Origin of the sequence: Catenulispora sp. MAP12-49 (assembly GCF_041262705.1) — a bacterium.
Lineage (GTDB): Bacteria > Actinomycetota > Actinomycetes > Streptomycetales > Catenulisporaceae > Catenulispora.
Genome location: NZ_JBGCCP010000002.1, coordinates 653,393 through 670,074, shown reverse-complemented (window position 1 = coordinate 670,074; position 16,682 = coordinate 653,393). Strand labels below are relative to the sequence as shown.

The following is a 16,682-nucleotide window of genomic DNA, read 5'->3' as shown; positions in this document are numbered from 1 at the left end:
GAGCAGATTTGGTGGAGGTTTCCCTAGGCCGCCGAAGCACCTCAGAGCGCGACGGTAGCCTCGAACGCGATGACGAAACCGATGGAAGACAGGTGGCGGGCGTGACGGTCGTACGTGCTCTGTACAACCGCTTCGAGCACCTCGTCCACGAGGTTAGCAAGTTCGGGGCGGTGGGCGCCGTCGCCCTGGTCGTGAACTCCGGCGTGTTCAACGCGTTTCTGGTCGCCGAGCCCGGCAAGCAGATCTACGGCAGGGTCACCGCGACAGCGCTGGCGACGTGCGTGGCGTACGTCGGCAATCGGTACTGGACCTACAAGGACCGCGACAAGATCGACCGCCGCCGGGAGATGTTCTTCTTCTTCCTGGTCAACGGCGTGGCCATGGTCATCGAGGTGATGTTCGTCTTCATCAGCAAGTACGGCCTGGGCCAGGACGGCACGCTGGCGATGAACGTCGCCAGCTACGTGTTCGGATTGCCGCTGGGCATGTTGTTCCGCCTGCACTGCTACCGGACCTTCATCTTCCCCGAGGGCGTCGAGGCTGCACGCGAGCCCCAGCCCCAGCCCCAGCCCCAGCCCGTGCACCAGCCCGAGCCCGAGCCCCGGCTCCAGCCCGAGCTCGAGACCGTCCCGGCCGTCGCGGTCAGCTCGCGTCGAGACCGGATTCGCTTCGGACCCGACGCGAGGGACTGAACTCGTACAACTCCAGGATCGGCGGCAGGTCGGCCATGCCCGGCCCGCCGGCGTCGATCCACGCTGCGATGTCGGTCATGACGTCGGTGTCGTGGACCAGGCCCAGCCAGACCGGGCGGCCTCCGGCGGCGCGGCCTGCCGACGACGGCGAGATCACGACGACGTTCGAGCGTTCGCACACGTCCAGGCAGTCCGATATCCGCACCTGCCCGGCGGGGACGGCCGTGCGGATCGCGGTCAGCTGCGCGGCGTGATCGACGCCGGGCGTCTTGTCCGGCCGGCCGCAGCAGCAGCCGCGGCACACGGTGACGGTGGCGGGACGCTGCCGCGCCTCGGCGCCGCCACGCTTGTCCTTCGCACGGCTCATGCCGCGGCCCCTCTCGTCATCGCCTTGCGCCACATGCTCTTGCGCAGCATTCGCAGACCATTGAGGCCGACGATCACAGTGGAGCCCTCGTGCCCGAGCACGCCCAGCGGCAGCGGCAGGGTTCCGGCCAGGTCCCAGGTGACCAGGCCGGCGATGATGATCGAGGCGATCACGAGGTTCGCGACCACCACGCGGCGGGCGCGGCGGGACAGCGCGATCACGGCCGGGACGGTCGCCAGGTCGTCGCGCATGATGACGGCGTCGGCGGTGTCCAGGGCGAGGTCGGAGCCGGCACGGCCCATGGCGACGCCGGTGTGGGCGGCGGCCAGGGCCGGGGCGTCGTTGACGCCGTCGCCGACCAGCAGCACGTTCTGGCCGGCGGACTCCCACTCGCGGACCGCGGCCACCTTGTCCTGCGGCAGGAGGCCCGCCCGCACATCGCTGATGCCGACTTCGAGCGCCAGACGGCGCGCGGCTGCGGCGTTGTCGCCGGTCAGCAGGATGGGGGCGGCACCGGTCAGCGACGTGATGCGGGCGACCGCGTGCGGGGCGGCGGGCCTGACCCGATCGGCGATGCCCAGCACCGCCACCGGACGGCCATCGATGCGTACGACTACTGCGGTCTGGCCCGACTCCTGCATGAGGGCGACCATTGTGGCTGTGTCGCTATCGGCGTTGGCGTTGGCACCGGCGTCGGCGTCGGGGGAGTGGCCGAGCAGATGGCCGGGACTGCCGGCCTCCACGCGGTGGCCGTCGATCAGGGCACTGACTCCGCGTCCGGGTGTCGCGGCGAAGCCGGTGGCCGGTGGCAGATGCAGCCCCGCGTCTCTGGCCGCCGTCACGACCGCGCGGGCCAGCGGATGCTCCGAGGGGTTCTCCACGGCGGCGGCCAGCGCGAGGATCTGCTTCGCGTCGAGGATCTCGTCGGGCACGACGGCGATGTCGGCCAGGCGCGGCCGGCCCTCGGTGAGCGTGCCGGTCTTGTCGAAGGCGACCCGGGTCGTGGCGCCGAGCTGCTCCATCACCACGGCCGACTTCACCAGCACGCCGTGCCGTCCCGCGTTGGCCATGGCGGCCAGCAGCGGCGGCATCGTGGCCAGCACCACCGCGCACGGCGAAGCGACGATCATGAACGTCATCGCGCGCAGCAGACTGCTCTGGAAGGCCGCGCCGGCCAGCAGCGGGACGACGAACAGCAGCACCGTCGCGACGACCATGCCGAGGGAGTAGCGCTGCTCCACCTTCTCGATGAACAGCTGCGTCCTGGCCTTGGTGGCCGAGGCCTCCTCGACCATCGCCACGATCCGCGCCACGACGGTGTCCGCCGCGACGCGGTCGACCTGGACGGTCAGGGCCCCGGTGCCGTTCAGGGTGCCGGCGAACACCTCGTCGCCGAAGGTCTTCGACACCGGCAGCGGCTCGCCGGTGATCGTGGCCTGATCCACGTCGGAGGCGCCGCCGATCACTTGGCCGTCGGCGGCGATCCGCTCGCCGGGCCGGACCAGGATCCGGTCGCTGACCGCGAGGGCGACGGCGTCCACGAGTTCCTCGGCGCCGTCGGCGGTGATCCGGGTCGCGCGTTCCGGCGCCAGGTCCAACAGCCCCCGCACGGCTTGTTCGGTGCGGTGCGTGGCCACCGCCTCCAGCGCCCCCGAGGTGGCGAAGATGACGATCAGCAGCGCACCGTCCAGCGCCTGCCCGATCGCTGCCGCGCCGATGGCCGCGACCACCATCAGCAGGTCGACGTCGAGGGTCTTCTCCCGGAGCGCCTGAAGCCCGGCCCACCCCGGCTCCCACCCGCCGGTCACGTACACCGCCGCGTAGAGCGGGCCCCAGATCCAAACCGGTGCACCGGTCAGCTGAAGCGGCAGCGCGACCAGGAAAAGCAGCAGCGCCGTAGAGGCCCACCGCACTTCAGGCAGCGCGAAGACCTGAAACCGGCGCGAAGCCCGGTCGACCGGCGGGGTGGCGGTCGCGGCCCGCTCGGGCCCGGTGGCGAGGAGGGAAGACATCAGAGGCAAGCCCTTGATCACAAGCGTTCAGGACGATCCAACCCCGCCACTCTACAGGAACACTTGAAGAGTGATTCATATGTTCCCCGGAGGTAGACTGTCGCCATGGGTCATGGAGCACCTCCCGCCGAAGCCGTGCCGCGCGTCCGTCTGGACGCCGCCAGCGCCGCCCGCGTCGCGACCACGCTCCAAGCCCTCGCCACCCCGTCGCGCCTGCTGATCCTGGCGCGCCTGCGCGAAGGCCCGCTGGCCGCGACCGCCATCGCCACGGCGGTCGGCATGGAGCAGTCGGCCTGCTCGCACCAGCTGCGCCTGCTGCGCAACCTCGGTCTGGTCACCGCCGAACGCCACGGCAAGTCGATGATCTACGCGCTCTACGACAACCACGTCGCCGAACTGCTCGACCAGGCCATTTACCACGCCGACCACCTGCGCATGGGCATGAGCGACCAGGCTTGACGCCAGTCCGTTCGAAGACGAACAAGAGTGCTGAAGGCAAGGCCGAGCAGCTCACGGCAAAGGCCGAGCAGCATCTCGAAAAGCAGGCAGCCGCTTGGCGCGACGGATCCCTGGCATACCGCCTCGGGCCCGTCGGCCTTGTCTCGGCCTTGTCTCGGCCTTGTCTGGCATTGTCACGGACTGCGGTCGTGGAGTGTGTCTCCTGGCGCGCATCCGAAGGTACTGCGGTAGTAGGCAGCGAAGCGGCCGGGGTTCCAGAAGCCCCAAGAGGCGGCGATCTGGGTGACGGTGGTGGTTTCCGGGTCTGCGGCCCGCAGGTCGTCGTGGGCGTGCTGCATCCGGATCCGGCGCAGGTAGACCGTCGGAGTCGTCCCCAGGTGGTGGTGGAACGCGAGCTGTACGGCGCGGATGCTCGTGCCGGACGCGGCGGCGATGTCGGCGGCGCTGATGTCCTCGGCCGCGTGTTCTTGCAGGAACGTCATGGCACGGCGCAGCGTGCGCGGGTGTGCGTCGCGCCGATCGACGCTGCCGGGCTCGACCACCGCGGTGTTGGGGAAGACGCTCAACGCGGTGGCCGCCAGCAGTCTGGCCGCGGCGCGGGTCACCAGGGCGTGGTCGCCGGCGGAGGCGGCCATGTCGTCGACGTACGCGGTCGTGCGCAGCCACAAGTCGGTGTCGGCGGCCGTGGCCGGGCCGTAGCCGGTGAAATGGATCCGCTTGTCCGGGGCGTCTGATGAGCCTTGGGCGACTTGGTCGAGCAGGGACTCGTCCAAGACGGTGTAGTCCATTTCGGGATGGACGAGGTCCGCGATCAGAAGATGGTCGGGCTGGACCGCGAGAAAGGCCTCGCCGCCGACGTAGGTGTGGCTGGTGTGGCCGCGGTGGTAGGTGACGGCGCCGGTGCGGATGTGGCCGAAGTAGAGCGCGTGAAGTGGGTCGCCCCGCACATGGGAGTCGATGCTGAAGGTGAAGTCGTGACGCTGCGCCAAGGAGCTCACGGTCTGCCGGCTCACTCGGATGCGGTTGTATTCCGGGTTCGGCGTGAACCGCCGGACGTTGTACATCTCGGAGAAGATCTGGCGGATCGTCTCCACATCGGTGGCCTCGAGGACTGTCATGGCCGTCGTCCTTGTGCGCTGTATCGGATGGCGTGCTTGTAACCGGCCGAAGGTAACGCTTTACGTACTGTGGCGTTCGTATTCCGGGTTGAGGCATTCGAATACTTATTGTGAAGTTGTCGTTAGCAGTGATGCAGCGACAAGGCGGTGAACCCGATGACCAGCCAATTCACATGCACCTCCACCAACGATAACGGCACCGCCGTGGTTCGCCCCATCGGAGAGGTCGACCTGGACACGGTCGACGAACTGTGGCTGCACCTCGCCTACCACCTGAATCCCTCGGCGCTGGTGGTCCTGGACTGTTCCGGCGTGACCTTCTGCGACACGGCCGGCCTGCACCTGATCGAGCGTGCCGACAGTGCCGCGCGGGGACTCGGCGGGCTGTTCGTGCTCGCCGGCGTCCGCGAGCGCCTGGCCATGCTGCTGAGCCTGCTCGGTCTGACCGCGCAGTTCGCGACCGTGCCCACGGTCGCCGACGCCGTCGACCCGCTGCATCGCGCGCCGCATGCCCGCGGGGCGGGAGCATCAAAGACCTGCGATACTCATGCGGTCAGATCGCGTACGACCAGACTGTGAGCATGTAGGCGCCGTACCAGCAGCCGAACAGCGCGGCACAGGTTATGCCGACGGCTCTGGGGGCGGGGCGTGCGCGGGCCAGCGCGTCGGCCAGGGGGATCAGGAACACCAACGCCGGTACGAGCAGCCGTGGTTTGGAGTGGTAGTAGTTGCTTTGCCCGAGGGCCAGGATCATGATCACGGCACCGTAGACGAGCAGTGGGGGCCAGGTCCCGCGACGGCAGACCAAAGCGGTGACGGCGAGGTGCGCAAGGAGCAGGATCGCGACGCTCACCTGGATCCAGCCGTCCCCGGTGGTCAGGGATTGCGCCAGATACTTCAGGAATGAGGTGCCCCAGTCCCAGTGGGTGCCCCAGGCGCGTTGGACGGCGAACCAGGCACCGGGTGTGCCGGCCCGGTGGGCCACCCACAGCAGGTAGCCGGGCATGCCGAGGCTGCCGATGACGACGCCCGCGGCCGGCCGCCACTGAAGTTCTCGTCGCCGGTACAGATGCAGCGCCGCGGCGACGGCCAGGGCTGCGGCGGCGGCCACGCCCGCGGGACGCGTAAGCCCTGTCAGAGATGCCAGCACTCCGGCGGTGAGCCACGAACGACGCTCGGCCGCGAGCAGAGTGCCGGCGGCCAGGGCGAGGAACAACGACTCGCTGTAGGCCATGAAGAACGCCAGTGACATCGGCTGGGCCATCGCGAGCAGAATGATGCCCATCGTGGCCGTGCGGCGGGTGTACAGGCGTGTCAGCAGGCGGTGTACGGCCAGCAGGGCTGCGAGCATCGACAGCTGCGACACGACGATGGCGGCACCTTCCCAGCCCAGACCCGTGACCGGGTGGACGGCGCGGATCAGAAGGGGGAACAGGGGGAAGAAGGCCAGGTTGTTGCCCCAGATCTGACCGTCCGCGGTGTAGGTGAATCCGCTGGGATAGCCGTGCGCCGCGATCTCCACGTAGCGCTGGCCGTCCCAAGCCTGCAGGCGATCGGCGAGGCCGGGGCCGCCGGCGGGGATCAGGGCGACCAGCAGTGCGATGTGCAGCACGGCCGCGATGGCGTAGACGAGCAGCACCGGTTGTGCGGCGTGCCAGGCGCGCCGGCTTGGTGTGCCGGTTGCCGGGGCTTCCTGGGTTTCCGGAGCCGTCGGGGTCGCCGGACTCGTGGTGGTCGCGGACGCCTGGTGGTCTAGCAGCGGCAGCGTCACGGGTGACCGCCCGAGCTCTGACCGCCGGAGCTCTGACCGTCGGAGTTCCTGGCCGGCCCCGTGGACGAGGACGGGTCGCCGACCGACTGCGACGAGACGGACGAGCTGGCTGTGCTGGCCGAACTGGCCGTGCTGCCCGAGCCGGCTGTGCTGGCGGTGCTGGAAAGGGGATCAGCCGGGAGGCTGGTCCCGGTCGCAGGGGGCGTCGTCGGCACCGGCGCCGTCGCGGTGTTCGACGCGTGCAAACCGGGGGAGGGCTCGTCGCTCCGCGGGGAACCCGTCGCGGTGACGACCAAGACGATCGCCACGCCCACACCCGCGCCTCCGATCACCGCCGTGGCGATCCGGCGCCGGTGGCGGGCCTTGCCGCGGCCGGTGATCCGCTCGGCCGTGGACGGCGCGGCCTGTGACGCCGCCCGGGATGCCGTGTGGCGCAGGGCCGCGGCGATGCGCTCGTCGTCGGGGGACATCACGGGGTCTCCTCACTGGGGGAGGGCTCGCCGAGCAGTGCGGCCAGAGCGGTCCGGGCCCGGGACAGGTGGGTCTTGACGGTGCCGGAGGCCAGCCCGGTCTCGGCGGCGATCTGGTCGACCGGCAGATCGCAGACGTAGAACAGCGCCGCGCATATCCGCTGCCGGGACGGCAGGACCCGCAGCGCCAACGCCAGGTCCACGCCGCCGGGGTCCGGTCCCGGCACCAGCTGCGCGTCGTCGCGCCGCAGCCAGGCCTGCGCCCCGACCCGCGCCCGCCGCCACCGGCTGACCGCCAGGCGCCAGGCGGTGCGGCGCACCCACGCCTCGGGCGCACCGTCGCGATCCAGGGCACGCCGATGTCCCCAGGCACGCTCGAAGGCCTCCTGGACCACGTCCTGGGCTTCGTGCAGATCTCCGGTCATCGTGTACAACTGGCCGACGAGCCGACGAACCGAGTGGGTGTAGAACTCGGTGAACTCCTCCTCGGTCAATGCCGACTCCTTGCTGATGGGAACGCTGTCACCAGTACTACGCACCGGGAGGCGAACCTGGTTGACAAGGAATGGCGTCGAGCGCGGGACTGAGCAGTCCGAGCTGCCCGAGCCGCCAGGACATGCGGACATACGGACAGCGGGGCCCGGTGATCCTCTCACCGGGCCCCGCTGTCTGGTCTGTTGCTGCTTCTGTTTCTGTTTCTGTGAGGCGCGGGATCAGGGGCCGTACTGCTGCACCTGGACGGTCGCCGTGCCATGCTGCGCGCCGTCCGGGATGACGTAGAGCGTGTACGTCCCCGTCGCCGGCAGGCCGGTCGGCTGGAGCAGCGAGGTCGCGTTGCACAGGTACAGCGACGGGCTGTAGTTCAGGACGACCGGCTGTCCGTTCGGCCCGATCAGCGAGTAGGTGTCGCCGCCACAGCTCATCGAGGTGTTGACGCTGGTGATGAACACCGCCTGGCCGGCGGTCCCGGCGAAGGTGAGCGCCACACGCTGGCCCGGCGAGGTGTCCGGGATGGTGACCGGGACACCCGCGCCGCCCACCGTCGCGGAGACTGCCAGATCCTTGCTCAGCACCTGGAGGTTGGCCGCCCCCTGCTGGGGGCCGCTCGGGACGATGTAGAACGTGTACGTCCCGGTGGCCGGCAGTCCGGTGGCGGCCAGCACGTTCGTCAGGTTGCACAGGTACAGCGTCGGCGAGTACGCCGGGATGATGATCTGCCCGCTGGGTCCGACCAGCGAGTAGGTGTCGCTGCCGCAGCTCATGGAGTTGCTGCTGTTGTTGAGGTAGACCGTCTGTCCCGCGGTTCCGGTGAAGCTGATCGCGGCCCGTTGGCCCGGTGCGGTGGCCGGAATGGTGACCGGGACGATCGCGCCGTCAACGGTCGCCGCGACGTTCACGTACTGACTCAGCACCTGAAGATTCGCCGCGCCATGTTGAGTGCCGTTCGGGACGATGTAGAACGTGTACGTCCCGGCAACCGGCAGCCCGGTGGTCGCCAGGACGTTCGTCAGGTTGCACAGGTACAGCGTCGGCGAGTACGCCGGGATGATGATCTGCCCGCTGGGTCCGACCAGCGAGTAGGTGTCGCTGCCGCAGCTCATGGAGTTGCTGCTGTTGTTGAGGTAGACCGTCTGTCCCGCGGTTCCGGTGAAGCTGATCGCGGCTCGCTCGCCCGGTGCGGTAGCCGGAATGGTGACCGGGACGATCGCGCCGTCAGCAGTCGCCGCGACGTTCACGTACTGACTCAGCACCTGAAGATTCGCCGCGCCATGTTGAGTGCCGCTCGGGACGATGTAGAACGTGTACGTGCCCGTGGCCGGGAGCCCGGTCGCCATCAGGACGTTCGTCAGGTTGCACAGGTACAGCGTCGGCGAGTACGCCGGGATGACGATCTGCCCATTCGGTCCGACCAGCGAGTAGGTGTCGCTGCCGCAGCTCATGGAGTTGCTGCTGTTGTTGAGGTAGACGGCCTGGCCGGCCGTCCCGCTGAACGTGATCGCGGCGCGTTGACCCGGTGCGGTGGCCGGAATGGTGACCGGGACGATCGCGCCGTCGACGGTCGCCGCGACGTTCACATACTGGCTCAACACCTGCAGGTTCGCGGAGCCGTGCTGAGTTCCGTCCGGAGTGATGTAGAACGTGTATGTTCCGGTCGCCGGGAGTCCGGTCGCCATCAGGACGTTGGTGAGGTTGCACAGGTACAGCGTCGGCGAGTACGCCGGGATGACGATCTGCCCATTCGGTCCGACCAGCGAGTAGGTGTCGCTGCCGCAGCTCATGGAGTTGCTGCTGTTGTTGAGGTAGACGGCCTGGCCGGCGGTCCCGGAGAAGGTGATCGCCAGCCGCTGGCCCGGCGCCGTCGTCGGGATGCTGATCGGCACGATCGCGCCGTCCACCGTCGCCGACACAGTCGGCAGGCTGCTCAGCACCTGCAGGTTCGCGGTGCCGTGCTGGCTCGCGTCCGGAACGATGTAGAGCGTGTAGGTGCCGGCGGTCGGCAGGCCCGTCGGTGCGAGCACCGTGGTGAGATTGCACAGGTACAGCGTCGGTGAGTAGGAGGGGACGACGATCTGCCCGCCGGGGCCGACCAGCGAGAACGTGTCGCCGCTGCAGCTCATGGAGTTGCTGCTGTTGTTGACGTAGACGGTCTGCCCGGCGGATGCCGAGAAGGTGACCGCGACCCGGTTGCCCGCCGCCGCCGTGGGGATCGTGACCGGCACGATCGCGCCGTCGACGGTCGCCGAGGCGTTGATCGTGGTCACGGTGGGCGGCGTGCCGGAGGCGCCGGTGACCCAGACGCTGACCGAGCCCGTGTTCACCGCCGCCGGGGTGAAGTAGACCGTGTAGGTGCCGGTGATCGGGAGCGTGACCGGCGCGATCAGCACCTGCGGGCAGGTCCCCGGAAGCTCTTCGTCGGGGCAGGGGTAGAGCGGGACGGCGATGCCGGAGGCGATCTTCAGGCCGTCCGGGTCGTACACGGCCAGTGTCCCGCCGATCGCACCGGTGATCCCCAGCATGCTGACCGCGCTGCCGGCGCTGCCGGAGAACGTGATCGCCATGATCTTGCCGGGCGTCGAGCTGGGGATGGTCACCGACGTCGGAAGGCCGTTGACCCCGGTGCTCGCCGTGACGAAGCTGCCGATGACCTGGAACGTGATGGTCCCGGTCGCCCCGGCGCTGGGGGTGAAGTACAGCGTGTACGTGCCGGTGGCGCTCAGGTTGGTCGGCGAGATCCACGACGCTCGAAGTCCCAGGTCCGTCGAGAGGCTGGAACCGCTGGCGATCTGGACGCCCTTCGGGTCCACGAGGGTGACGCTGGAGTTGAAGGTGCCGCTGCTGCCGTTGACGTAGACCCGCTGTCCGGCGGTGCCGCTGAACGTCGCCGCGATGCGCCGCCCGGGCAGCGCCGAGGTGATGGTCGAGGACACCGCGGCGCCGTCGATCGTGGCGGTCATGGTGGCGTCGGTGAGGACTTGCAGGCTCACCGTCCCGGTCCCGCCCGCGGCCGGCGTGACGTACAGCGTGTAGGTGCCGGTCGCGCTCAGATTGACCGGGGTGATCCAGGTTTTGGCGGAGCCGGAGTCAGAGGCGTAGCTGTAGCCGCTCGCTATCTGGGACCCCTTCGGGTCGTACAGAGTCAGGGTGCTGTTGAACGTGCCGCTGGTGCCGTTGACGAGGATGGTCTGGCCGGCGGTTCCGGCGAACGTCGCTGCGATGCGCCGTCCCGGCAAGGCTGTCGTGATGGTCGAGGACGCCGCCGCCCCGTTGACCGTCGCGGTGGCCGTGGCGTCGTTCAGGACCTGGAGCTTGACGGTGCCGGAGGCTCCGGCGACCGGCGTGATGTACAGCGTGTAGGCCCCGGTCGCGCTCACGTTGACCGGGGCGATCCAGGTTTTGGCCGTGCCGGAGTCGGACGCGTAGCTGTAGCCGCTCGCGATCTGGGACCCCTTCGGGTCGTACAGAGTCAGGGTGCTGTTGAACGCGCCGCTGGTGCCGTTGACGAGGATGGTCTGGCCGGCGGTACCGCTGAACGTCGCCGCGATGCGCCGTCCGGGCAAGGCTGTCGTGATGGTCGAGGAGACCGCCGCGCCGTTGACCGTCGCGGTGGCCGTGGCGTCGCTCAGGACCTGGAGACTCACTGTGCCGGTGGCGTTCGCGGCGGGCGTGAAGTACAGCGTGTAGGTGCCGGTCGCGCTCAGATTGACCGGGGCGATCCAGCCCTTGACGGCACCGGAGTCTGATCCGTAGCTGTACCCGCTGCCGATCTGGGTTCCCTTGGGGTCGAACAGAGTCAGAGAGCTGTTGAACGCGCCGCTGGTCCCGTTGATGAGCACGGTCTGGCCGGCGGTGCCGGCGAAGGTCGCCACCACCCGGCGGCCGGGCAGCGCGGAGGTGATCGTCGAGGACACCGCGGGGCCGTTCACCGTCGCCGCGAGGGCGGCGTCGCCGAGGACCTGGAGACTGAACGTTCCGGTCGCTCCGGGAGCGGGCGTGATGTACAGCGAGTAGGTCCCGGTCGCGCTGAGGTTGGCGGCCTGGATCCACTGCTTCACGGCGCCCGCGTCCGACGCGTAGCTGGAGGCGCTCGCGATCTGCGTCCCCTTGGGGTCGTACAGCGTGATGGTGGACGCCGAGGAGATGCCGGTCCCGTTGACCGAGATCGTCTGCCCGGCGGTGCCGGCGAAGGTCGCCACCACCCGGCGGCCGGGCAGCGCGGAGGTGACCGTCGAGGACACCACGGGGCCGTTCACCGTCGCCGTGGCGGTGGCGAACGTGAGCACCTGCACCGAGACCGAGCCGGTCGCGCCCGCGGCCGGGACGATGTGGATCGAGTAGGTACCGGTGCGCGGGAGGTTGACCGGGTTGATCCAGGTCTCCTGCTGTCCGGAGTTGTAGCCGGCGTGGCTGCCGCTCCCCAACTCGGTGCCCAGCGGGTCGTACAGGGCGATGCCGGCGTTGAACGCGCCGGCGGTCCCGTTGACGTACACCGACTGTCCGGCGGTGCCCGTGAACGTGTAGTCCACCGCCTGGGCGCCGGAGGGCACCTGCTGCGAGACCGCGGGGCCGTCCACCGTGACCGCGTTCTGCGCCGGCGGGGTGACGTGCAGGAGGAAGTCGGGCGAGAAGGTCTTGGTGGTCCCGGCGATGAGCTCGGCGACGCCGTTGGTGGCCCGCGACGTGGCGTCGTCCAGGATCGCCTGCTTGACCTGGTCCTGCTTGAGCGTGGGGTTCGCGGCCAACAGGATCGCGGCGGCGCCGGAGACATAGGGCGTGGCGTACGACGTCCCGAACGCGCTCAGGGTGGCCGGGGTGCCGTTGGCCCGGAGTGAGGTGACGTTCTGGCCCGGCGCGAACAACGTCAGGCACTTGCCGACGTTGGACAGCGACCAGATCTTGTCCGTCGGCGGGGTGACGGTCTTGTCCAGGCCCGACGCCCCCACGACGATCGCGTCCAGCGGCACCTTGTCCTTGGTCTGGCTGCCCGGGGTGGCGGTGCACGCGTCGACGCCCTTGTTGCCGGCCGCCATGGTCACGATGAAACCCTTGGCCACCAGGCGGTTGACGAGGTCGGCCCGGGAGGCGTTCACCTCCTCGCCGCCGAGGCTCAGGTTCACCACCGCCGGTGCCGTGGCGTTCTGCAGGATCCAGCCCAGCCCGCGGTCGGTGACCGCGCCCGGGCTCTCCTGGAGCGTGCCCGAGGAGTCGCAGTCGAGGACCTTCACCGACTTGATCGTGGCCTGCTTGGCCGCGCCGTAGACGGTCCCGGCGGCGAGGGCGGCGACCGGTGTGCCGTGTCCGACGCCGACTGAGCAGTCCGGCGCGTTGCCCACGGTATTGGTGAGCGCGTTGTAGGCGTAGCTCGCCCGGCCGCCGAAGTCGGGGTTCCCGATCTGGACGCCGGAGTCGACCACGTAGATGGTGACGCCGGCCGAGGAGCCGGCAGCGTACTGGGGATCGCCGCCCAGATCCGCCACGCGCTGGTTGATCCGCGCCAGGCCCCAGTCGGGGTTGTCCTGCACCGGCGGCGGGGTGCCGTCCGCCTCGTCGTACTGGTCCTGGTCGACGTAGTCGACGCGGCTGTCCCCGGCGATGGCGCCGGCTATCGCGTCGGTGGCGTTCAGGGTGAAGGCCTGGAACCCGTCGTTGACCTGGCTGAACGTGCCGCCGTAGGTGGTGGTCAGGCTCTGGGCCACGTCCGTGGCGGTGGTCGTGCCGGTGACCGCGGACGCCTGCAGGACGACGATGTACTGTCCGGCGACGGCGTCCGGGCTGCCGGAGTCGAGGATCGGCCCGGTGCCCGCCGGGGCGGCCGCGCCCGCATGGTGCGGGGTGGCTGTGGCTCTGGCTGTTGACGCAGCCGCAGCCGCGGCCGCGGCCGCGGCCGGATTGACGGTGCCGACCGCGAGCCCGAGGACGAGCGCGGCGAAGAAGGAAGCACGCAGAGGTTTGACCCGTGACACCTTTGCCCCCGTAGCATTGGCCCGGTAACGGACCGGAAGTGTGTATCCCAGCGCTCGAACATGCGAGCGCGAGTGCCGCTCAGTCTAAGCAGCCTGAGATAGTCGGGTAAACCCTGAGGGGATCACATGCTGGACGGGACCGGACCGGACGCCATCGCCATGCTGATCGTGCTGCGAGACACGGCCTTCGACCGTCAGGTGCCCCCGGAGCTCCGGAGGGACCTCGGTCTGGACGATTCCCGAGTCCTGCGGACCGGCTCGGCCGGCTTCACCGCGGCGCTCACCCCTGACCAGCGTGCCGCGGCCGAACGGCATCGGCTGGTCGAGCGGACCGAACCCGACCCGGACCGTCTCGCCCCGTTCATCGGCATCGCCCCCGACCCGCGGACCCCGGACCGCTACACGGCCATGCTGATGGACGGCGATCCGCTCGACGTGGCGCGCGCGATCGGGCTGGGGGAGTCAGAGGTGGTCGTCACGGGTGTCTGGCTCACCGCCCGGCTGAGCGCCGATCAGCTGCTGGCTGTGCGCCGCGATCCGCGCGTCGACTTCGTCGATTTCGCGATCATGGACGGGCCGGTCGGCTCCGATTAGGTCATTCGTGCGAGTCGGTCGCGTCGCTGTGGCGGGCCTTCTTGCCTCCCTGCCAGGCGAAACGCTGGCAGGGCCTACTTCTCCATCGGCTGCAACTCGCTGATCGAGGGCGATGCCGGTTTCCTGGATGGTGTGGCCCCCAGCCCGCCCGGCCGTGGTTCGCGGCCTGGCGCATCGAGGCGAGGAGAGCGGCCAGGCGAGGAGAGCGACCATGCGTGGCGTCGTGATGTACGGACCTGGCGACTTCCGGGTGGAGGAGCGTCCCGAGCCGAAGATCGAGGCGGCGACGGATGCCGTCATCCGCGTGGTGGCGGCCTGTGTGTGCGGCTCGGACCTGTGGGCCTACCGCGGCACCGACGCGATCCAGGCCCCGTCTCCGATCGGGCACGAGTACGTGGGCGTCGTGGAGCAGGTCGGCGATGCGGTGACCACGGTGAAGCCCGGTGATTTCGTGGTCGGCGGGTTCTCCGTCTCGGACAACACCTGCGAGAACTGCCGGGCGGGCTACCAGACCTCGTGCGTGCAGCGTGAGTGGATCAACGACCTGGGCGCTCAGGCCGAGCGGCTGCGGGTGCCGCTGGCCGACGGCACGCTGGTCGCCACGCCGGGCACGCCGGAGGACGACCTGGTTCCGAGCCTGCTGACCACCTCCGATGTGCTGGCCACCGGCTGGTTCGCCGCGTCGGCCGCCGAGGCGGGACCGGGCAAGACCGTCGTCGTGGTCGGCGACGGCGCGGTGGGCTTGCTCGGCGTGCTGTCGGCCAAGCACTTCGGCGCGGAGCGGATCATCGCGATGAGCCGGCACGAGCCGCGGCAGAGGATGGCCCGCGAGTTCGGCGCCACCGACATCGTCACCGAGCGCGGCGACGAGGGCGTGGCCCGCGTCAAGGAGATGACCGGCGGGTTCGGCGCGCATTCGGTCATCGAGGCGGTGGGCACTCAGCAGTCGATGCTGCAGGCGATCCGCTCCACGCGTCCCGGCGGCCATGTCGGGTATGTCGGTGTCTCCCACGGCGTGACCTTGGACGGCCAGGAGCTGTTCTTCTCCCACGCCCACCTGCACGGCGGCAACGCCCCGGTGCGCCGCTTCCTTCCGGAACTGATCGACCTGGTCTGGAAGCGGCAGCTCGATCCGGGCCGGGTCTTCGACCTGGTACTGCCGCTGGACCAGGCTGCCGAGGCGTATCAGGCCATGGACGAGCGTCGGGCCATCAAGGTCCTGCTTAAGCCTTGACGGCCGGCGTGGTCCCGTTCATGGCGAACAGCGGCGAGCACTTCTGGTCGGACTTGTCGTTCGCGTGCCACACGCAGATCCGCATGGTGGTGTCGCCCCAGTCCGGGAGGTAGTTGGTCTTCTCGGCGCCCTGTGACGCGCTGAAGGTGAAGGTCATCCCGTCGCTGCGGAGCACTTCGGCGGAACAGGACTGGTACAGCGAGGTGTTCAGCACGCCTGCCAGGCGGCCGGCGCCGTCGGTGTCCAGCCAGGCCGAGCACGCCGCGTCGCCGGCCACGTAGTCGACGTCGATCTCGGAACCGGAGACGCGTGCGGGGTCGTCGGCGCTGTTGATGCCGGCGATCGGTGAGGATGTGGGGCTGGGGGCGAGGCTCGGTGAAGCCGTGCTCGGGCTTGAGCCGGCTTTCGTGCTTGGGCTCATGTTCGCGTTGGTGTTCGTCTTGGGGTTCGTCTTGGTTCCCGGCGACAGTGCCAGCACGGTGGCGCCTGCTCCGCCCAGAGCCGCCACCGCCAGGACGGGAATGGCAAACCGCCGCCAGCCGGCTAAGGACCGACGGCCAGGCCGCGCCTCAGTCGGGCCCGGTTCCGTCGGCAGAACCGTCTCCATCTTCTCCCTGTTCTCCGCGTTCTCCATGGCGAAGCTGCGCCGTACCGCGATCCGTCCCATGACCGGCGCCGGCCAGGACAGGCTTGCATCGCCGATACGACTGCGGGCCGACGCGGCCAGGTCGGCGGCGCTCGGCCGGGCCTCGGGGTCCGAGGCCAGGCAGGACTCTGCGATGTCCGCCAGTTCGGCATCCACCGCACGGAGGTTCTCGATCTCGGGCATGGCATAGGGCGTCGCGGTCGACGCCGCATACACCAGCGTGGCACCCAGCGAGTACACGTCCGCGGGCGCGGCCGCCTCTCGGCTTCCCGCGTCCTGTTCCGGCGCGACGAACCCGTGGGTTCCGGAGCTCGCGCCGACCCTGGTGAGTCGGGACTGGTCTGCCGCGAGCGCTATGCCGAAGTCGATGAGCTTGACGCCGTCGTGCACCAGCATGATGTTGGCGGGCTTCAGATCGCGGTGCACGATCCCGGCCCGGTGTACGGCTTGCAGGTGCGTGGCGATCTCGGACAGCAGCAGCCACAGGGCGTCGGCGGGCAACGGACCCAGGGAGCGGACCGCGTCGTCCACGGTGAGTCCGGGCACGTATTCGGTCGCGAGCCAGGGGTCCCAGGTGGTGCTGTCGCTGGCCAGTATGGCCGGGGCGACACCGAGGGGGACCCGATGCAGGATCGCCACCTCGCGATTGAACCGTTCGATCGAGACCAGGCGCGACCGGACCCGTTTGACGGCGGCGTACCGCCCGTCGTACCTGCCCAGGTAGACCTCGCCCATGCCGCCGGCGCCGAGCAGCCCGACGATGGTGAACGGGCCTATCTCGCGGGGATCCTGGGGGCTGAGCGGTTCGGTGACAGGGCTACCCACCGGCGTGCCGAGCGCTGTGCAGCTTCACCGGGC

The 16,682-nt window shown here is 69.6% G+C and carries 13 protein-coding genes; 5 read left to right on the top strand and 8 right to left on the bottom strand.

Going from position 1 to position 16,682, the window contains the following annotated elements; all coding sequences use genetic code 11:
* The first annotated feature begins 101 nt into the window (after nucleotides 1–101).
* Complete coding sequence (locus ABIA35_RS06960) at nucleotides 102–692, top strand: GtrA family protein (RefSeq protein WP_370357348.1); 591 nt, start codon at nucleotides 102–104, stop codon at nucleotides 690–692.
* On the opposite strand, the gene ABIA35_RS06955 is transcribed toward ABIA35_RS06960, so the two are convergent.
* A complete protein-coding gene (locus ABIA35_RS06955) occupies nucleotides 643–1,059 on the bottom strand; it encodes a (2Fe-2S) ferredoxin domain-containing protein (RefSeq protein ID WP_370357347.1) in 417 nt (138 codons plus the stop codon). The genes ABIA35_RS06960 and ABIA35_RS06955 overlap by 50 nt on opposite strands.
* Nucleotides 1,056–3,071, bottom strand: coding sequence for a heavy metal translocating P-type ATPase (locus ABIA35_RS06950; RefSeq protein WP_370357346.1), 2,016 nt, complete (start codon nucleotides 3,069–3,071; stop codon nucleotides 1,056–1,058). Before ABIA35_RS06950 ends, ABIA35_RS06955 begins: the two co-directional genes overlap by 4 nt.
* Nucleotides 3,072–3,176: 105 nt before the next feature.
* Between ABIA35_RS06950 and ABIA35_RS06945 the strand changes: the two genes are divergently transcribed.
* A complete protein-coding gene (locus tag ABIA35_RS06945; protein ID WP_370357345.1) occupies nucleotides 3,177–3,530 on the top strand; it encodes an ArsR/SmtB family transcription factor in 354 nt (117 codons plus the stop codon).
* 173 nt (nucleotides 3,531–3,703) lie between these two features.
* On the opposite strand, the gene ABIA35_RS06940 is transcribed toward ABIA35_RS06945, so the two are convergent.
* Entirely contained in the window at nucleotides 3,704–4,648 is a 945-nt protein-coding gene (locus tag ABIA35_RS06940) for a helix-turn-helix domain-containing protein (protein ID WP_370357344.1), read from the bottom strand.
* A 156-nt stretch (nucleotides 4,649–4,804) separates the two neighbouring features.
* Between ABIA35_RS06940 and ABIA35_RS06935 the strand changes: the two genes are divergently transcribed.
* A complete protein-coding gene (locus tag ABIA35_RS06935; protein WP_370357343.1) occupies nucleotides 4,805–5,227 on the top strand; it encodes an STAS domain-containing protein in 423 nt (140 codons plus the stop codon).
* Here ABIA35_RS06935 and ABIA35_RS06930 read toward each other — a convergent pair.
* The 4 genes from ABIA35_RS06930 to ABIA35_RS06915 form a co-directional block, all read right to left on the bottom strand.
* Nucleotides 5,202–6,419 (bottom strand): hypothetical protein, encoded by a 1,218-nt coding sequence (locus tag ABIA35_RS06930; RefSeq protein ID WP_370357342.1) that lies wholly within the window; start codon nucleotides 6,417–6,419, stop codon nucleotides 5,202–5,204. The genes ABIA35_RS06935 and ABIA35_RS06930 overlap by 26 nt on opposite strands.
* Nucleotides 6,416–6,889, bottom strand: coding sequence for a hypothetical protein (locus tag ABIA35_RS06925; RefSeq protein WP_370357341.1), 474 nt, complete (start codon nucleotides 6,887–6,889; stop codon nucleotides 6,416–6,418). The genes ABIA35_RS06930 and ABIA35_RS06925 overlap by 4 nt, the downstream gene beginning before the upstream one ends.
* Nucleotides 6,889–7,383: a SigE family RNA polymerase sigma factor gene (locus ABIA35_RS06920; RefSeq protein ID WP_370357340.1), complete on the bottom strand. Its 495-nt coding sequence runs from the start codon at nucleotides 7,381–7,383 to the stop codon at nucleotides 6,889–6,891. Before ABIA35_RS06920 ends, ABIA35_RS06925 begins: the two co-directional genes overlap by 1 nt.
* A 219-nt stretch (nucleotides 7,384–7,602) precedes the next feature.
* Nucleotides 7,603–13,350, bottom strand: a complete 5,748-nt coding sequence (locus ABIA35_RS06915; protein ID WP_370357339.1) for a S8 family serine peptidase — start codon at nucleotides 13,348–13,350, stop codon at nucleotides 7,603–7,605.
* A gap of 126 nt (nucleotides 13,351–13,476) precedes the next feature.
* Between ABIA35_RS06915 and ABIA35_RS06910 the strand changes: the two genes are divergently transcribed.
* Entirely contained in the window at nucleotides 13,477–13,944 is a 468-nt protein-coding gene (locus ABIA35_RS06910) for a hypothetical protein (RefSeq protein ID WP_370357338.1), read from the top strand.
* 211 nt (nucleotides 13,945–14,155) lie between these two features.
* Nucleotides 14,156–15,178 carry a zinc-dependent alcohol dehydrogenase family protein gene (locus ABIA35_RS06905; protein WP_370357337.1) on the top strand — a complete coding sequence of 341 codons (1,023 nt, stop codon included), beginning with the start codon at nucleotides 14,156–14,158 and terminating at the stop codon, nucleotides 15,176–15,178.
* Here the strand turns inward: ABIA35_RS06905 and ABIA35_RS06900 are convergent.
* Nucleotides 15,168–16,649 carry a serine/threonine-protein kinase gene (locus ABIA35_RS06900; protein WP_370357336.1) on the bottom strand — a complete coding sequence of 494 codons (1,482 nt, stop codon included), beginning with the start codon at nucleotides 16,647–16,649 and terminating at the stop codon, nucleotides 15,168–15,170. The two genes, ABIA35_RS06905 and ABIA35_RS06900, sit on opposite strands and share 11 nt — an antisense overlap.
* Nucleotides 16,650–16,682 lie beyond the last annotated feature (33 nt).

Bases quoted from the DNA above. Each gene is read 5' to 3' on its own strand.
- ABIA35_RS06955 (WP_370357347.1), bottom strand. From the start codon at position 1,059: ATGAGCCGTGCGAAGGACAAGCGTGGCGGCGCCGAGGCGCGGCAGCGT.
- ABIA35_RS06950 (WP_370357346.1), bottom strand. From the start codon at position 3,071: ATGTCTTCCCTCCTCGCCACCGGGCCCGAGCGGGCCGCGACCGCCACC.
- ABIA35_RS06945 (WP_370357345.1), top strand. From the start codon at position 3,177: ATGGGTCATGGAGCACCTCCCGCCGAAGCCGTGCCGCGCGTCCGTCTG.
- ABIA35_RS06940 (WP_370357344.1), bottom strand. From the start codon at position 4,648: ATGACAGTCCTCGAGGCCACCGATGTGGAGACGATCCGCCAGATCTTC.
- ABIA35_RS06935 (WP_370357343.1), top strand. From the start codon at position 4,805: ATGACCAGCCAATTCACATGCACCTCCACCAACGATAACGGCACCGCC.
- ABIA35_RS06925 (WP_370357341.1), bottom strand. From the start codon at position 6,889: ATGTCCCCCGACGACGAGCGCATCGCCGCGGCCCTGCGCCACACGGCA.
- ABIA35_RS06910 (WP_370357338.1), top strand. From the start codon at position 13,477: ATGCTGGACGGGACCGGACCGGACGCCATCGCCATGCTGATCGTGCTG.
- ABIA35_RS06905 (WP_370357337.1), top strand. From the start codon at position 14,156: ATGCGTGGCGTCGTGATGTACGGACCTGGCGACTTCCGGGTGGAGGAG.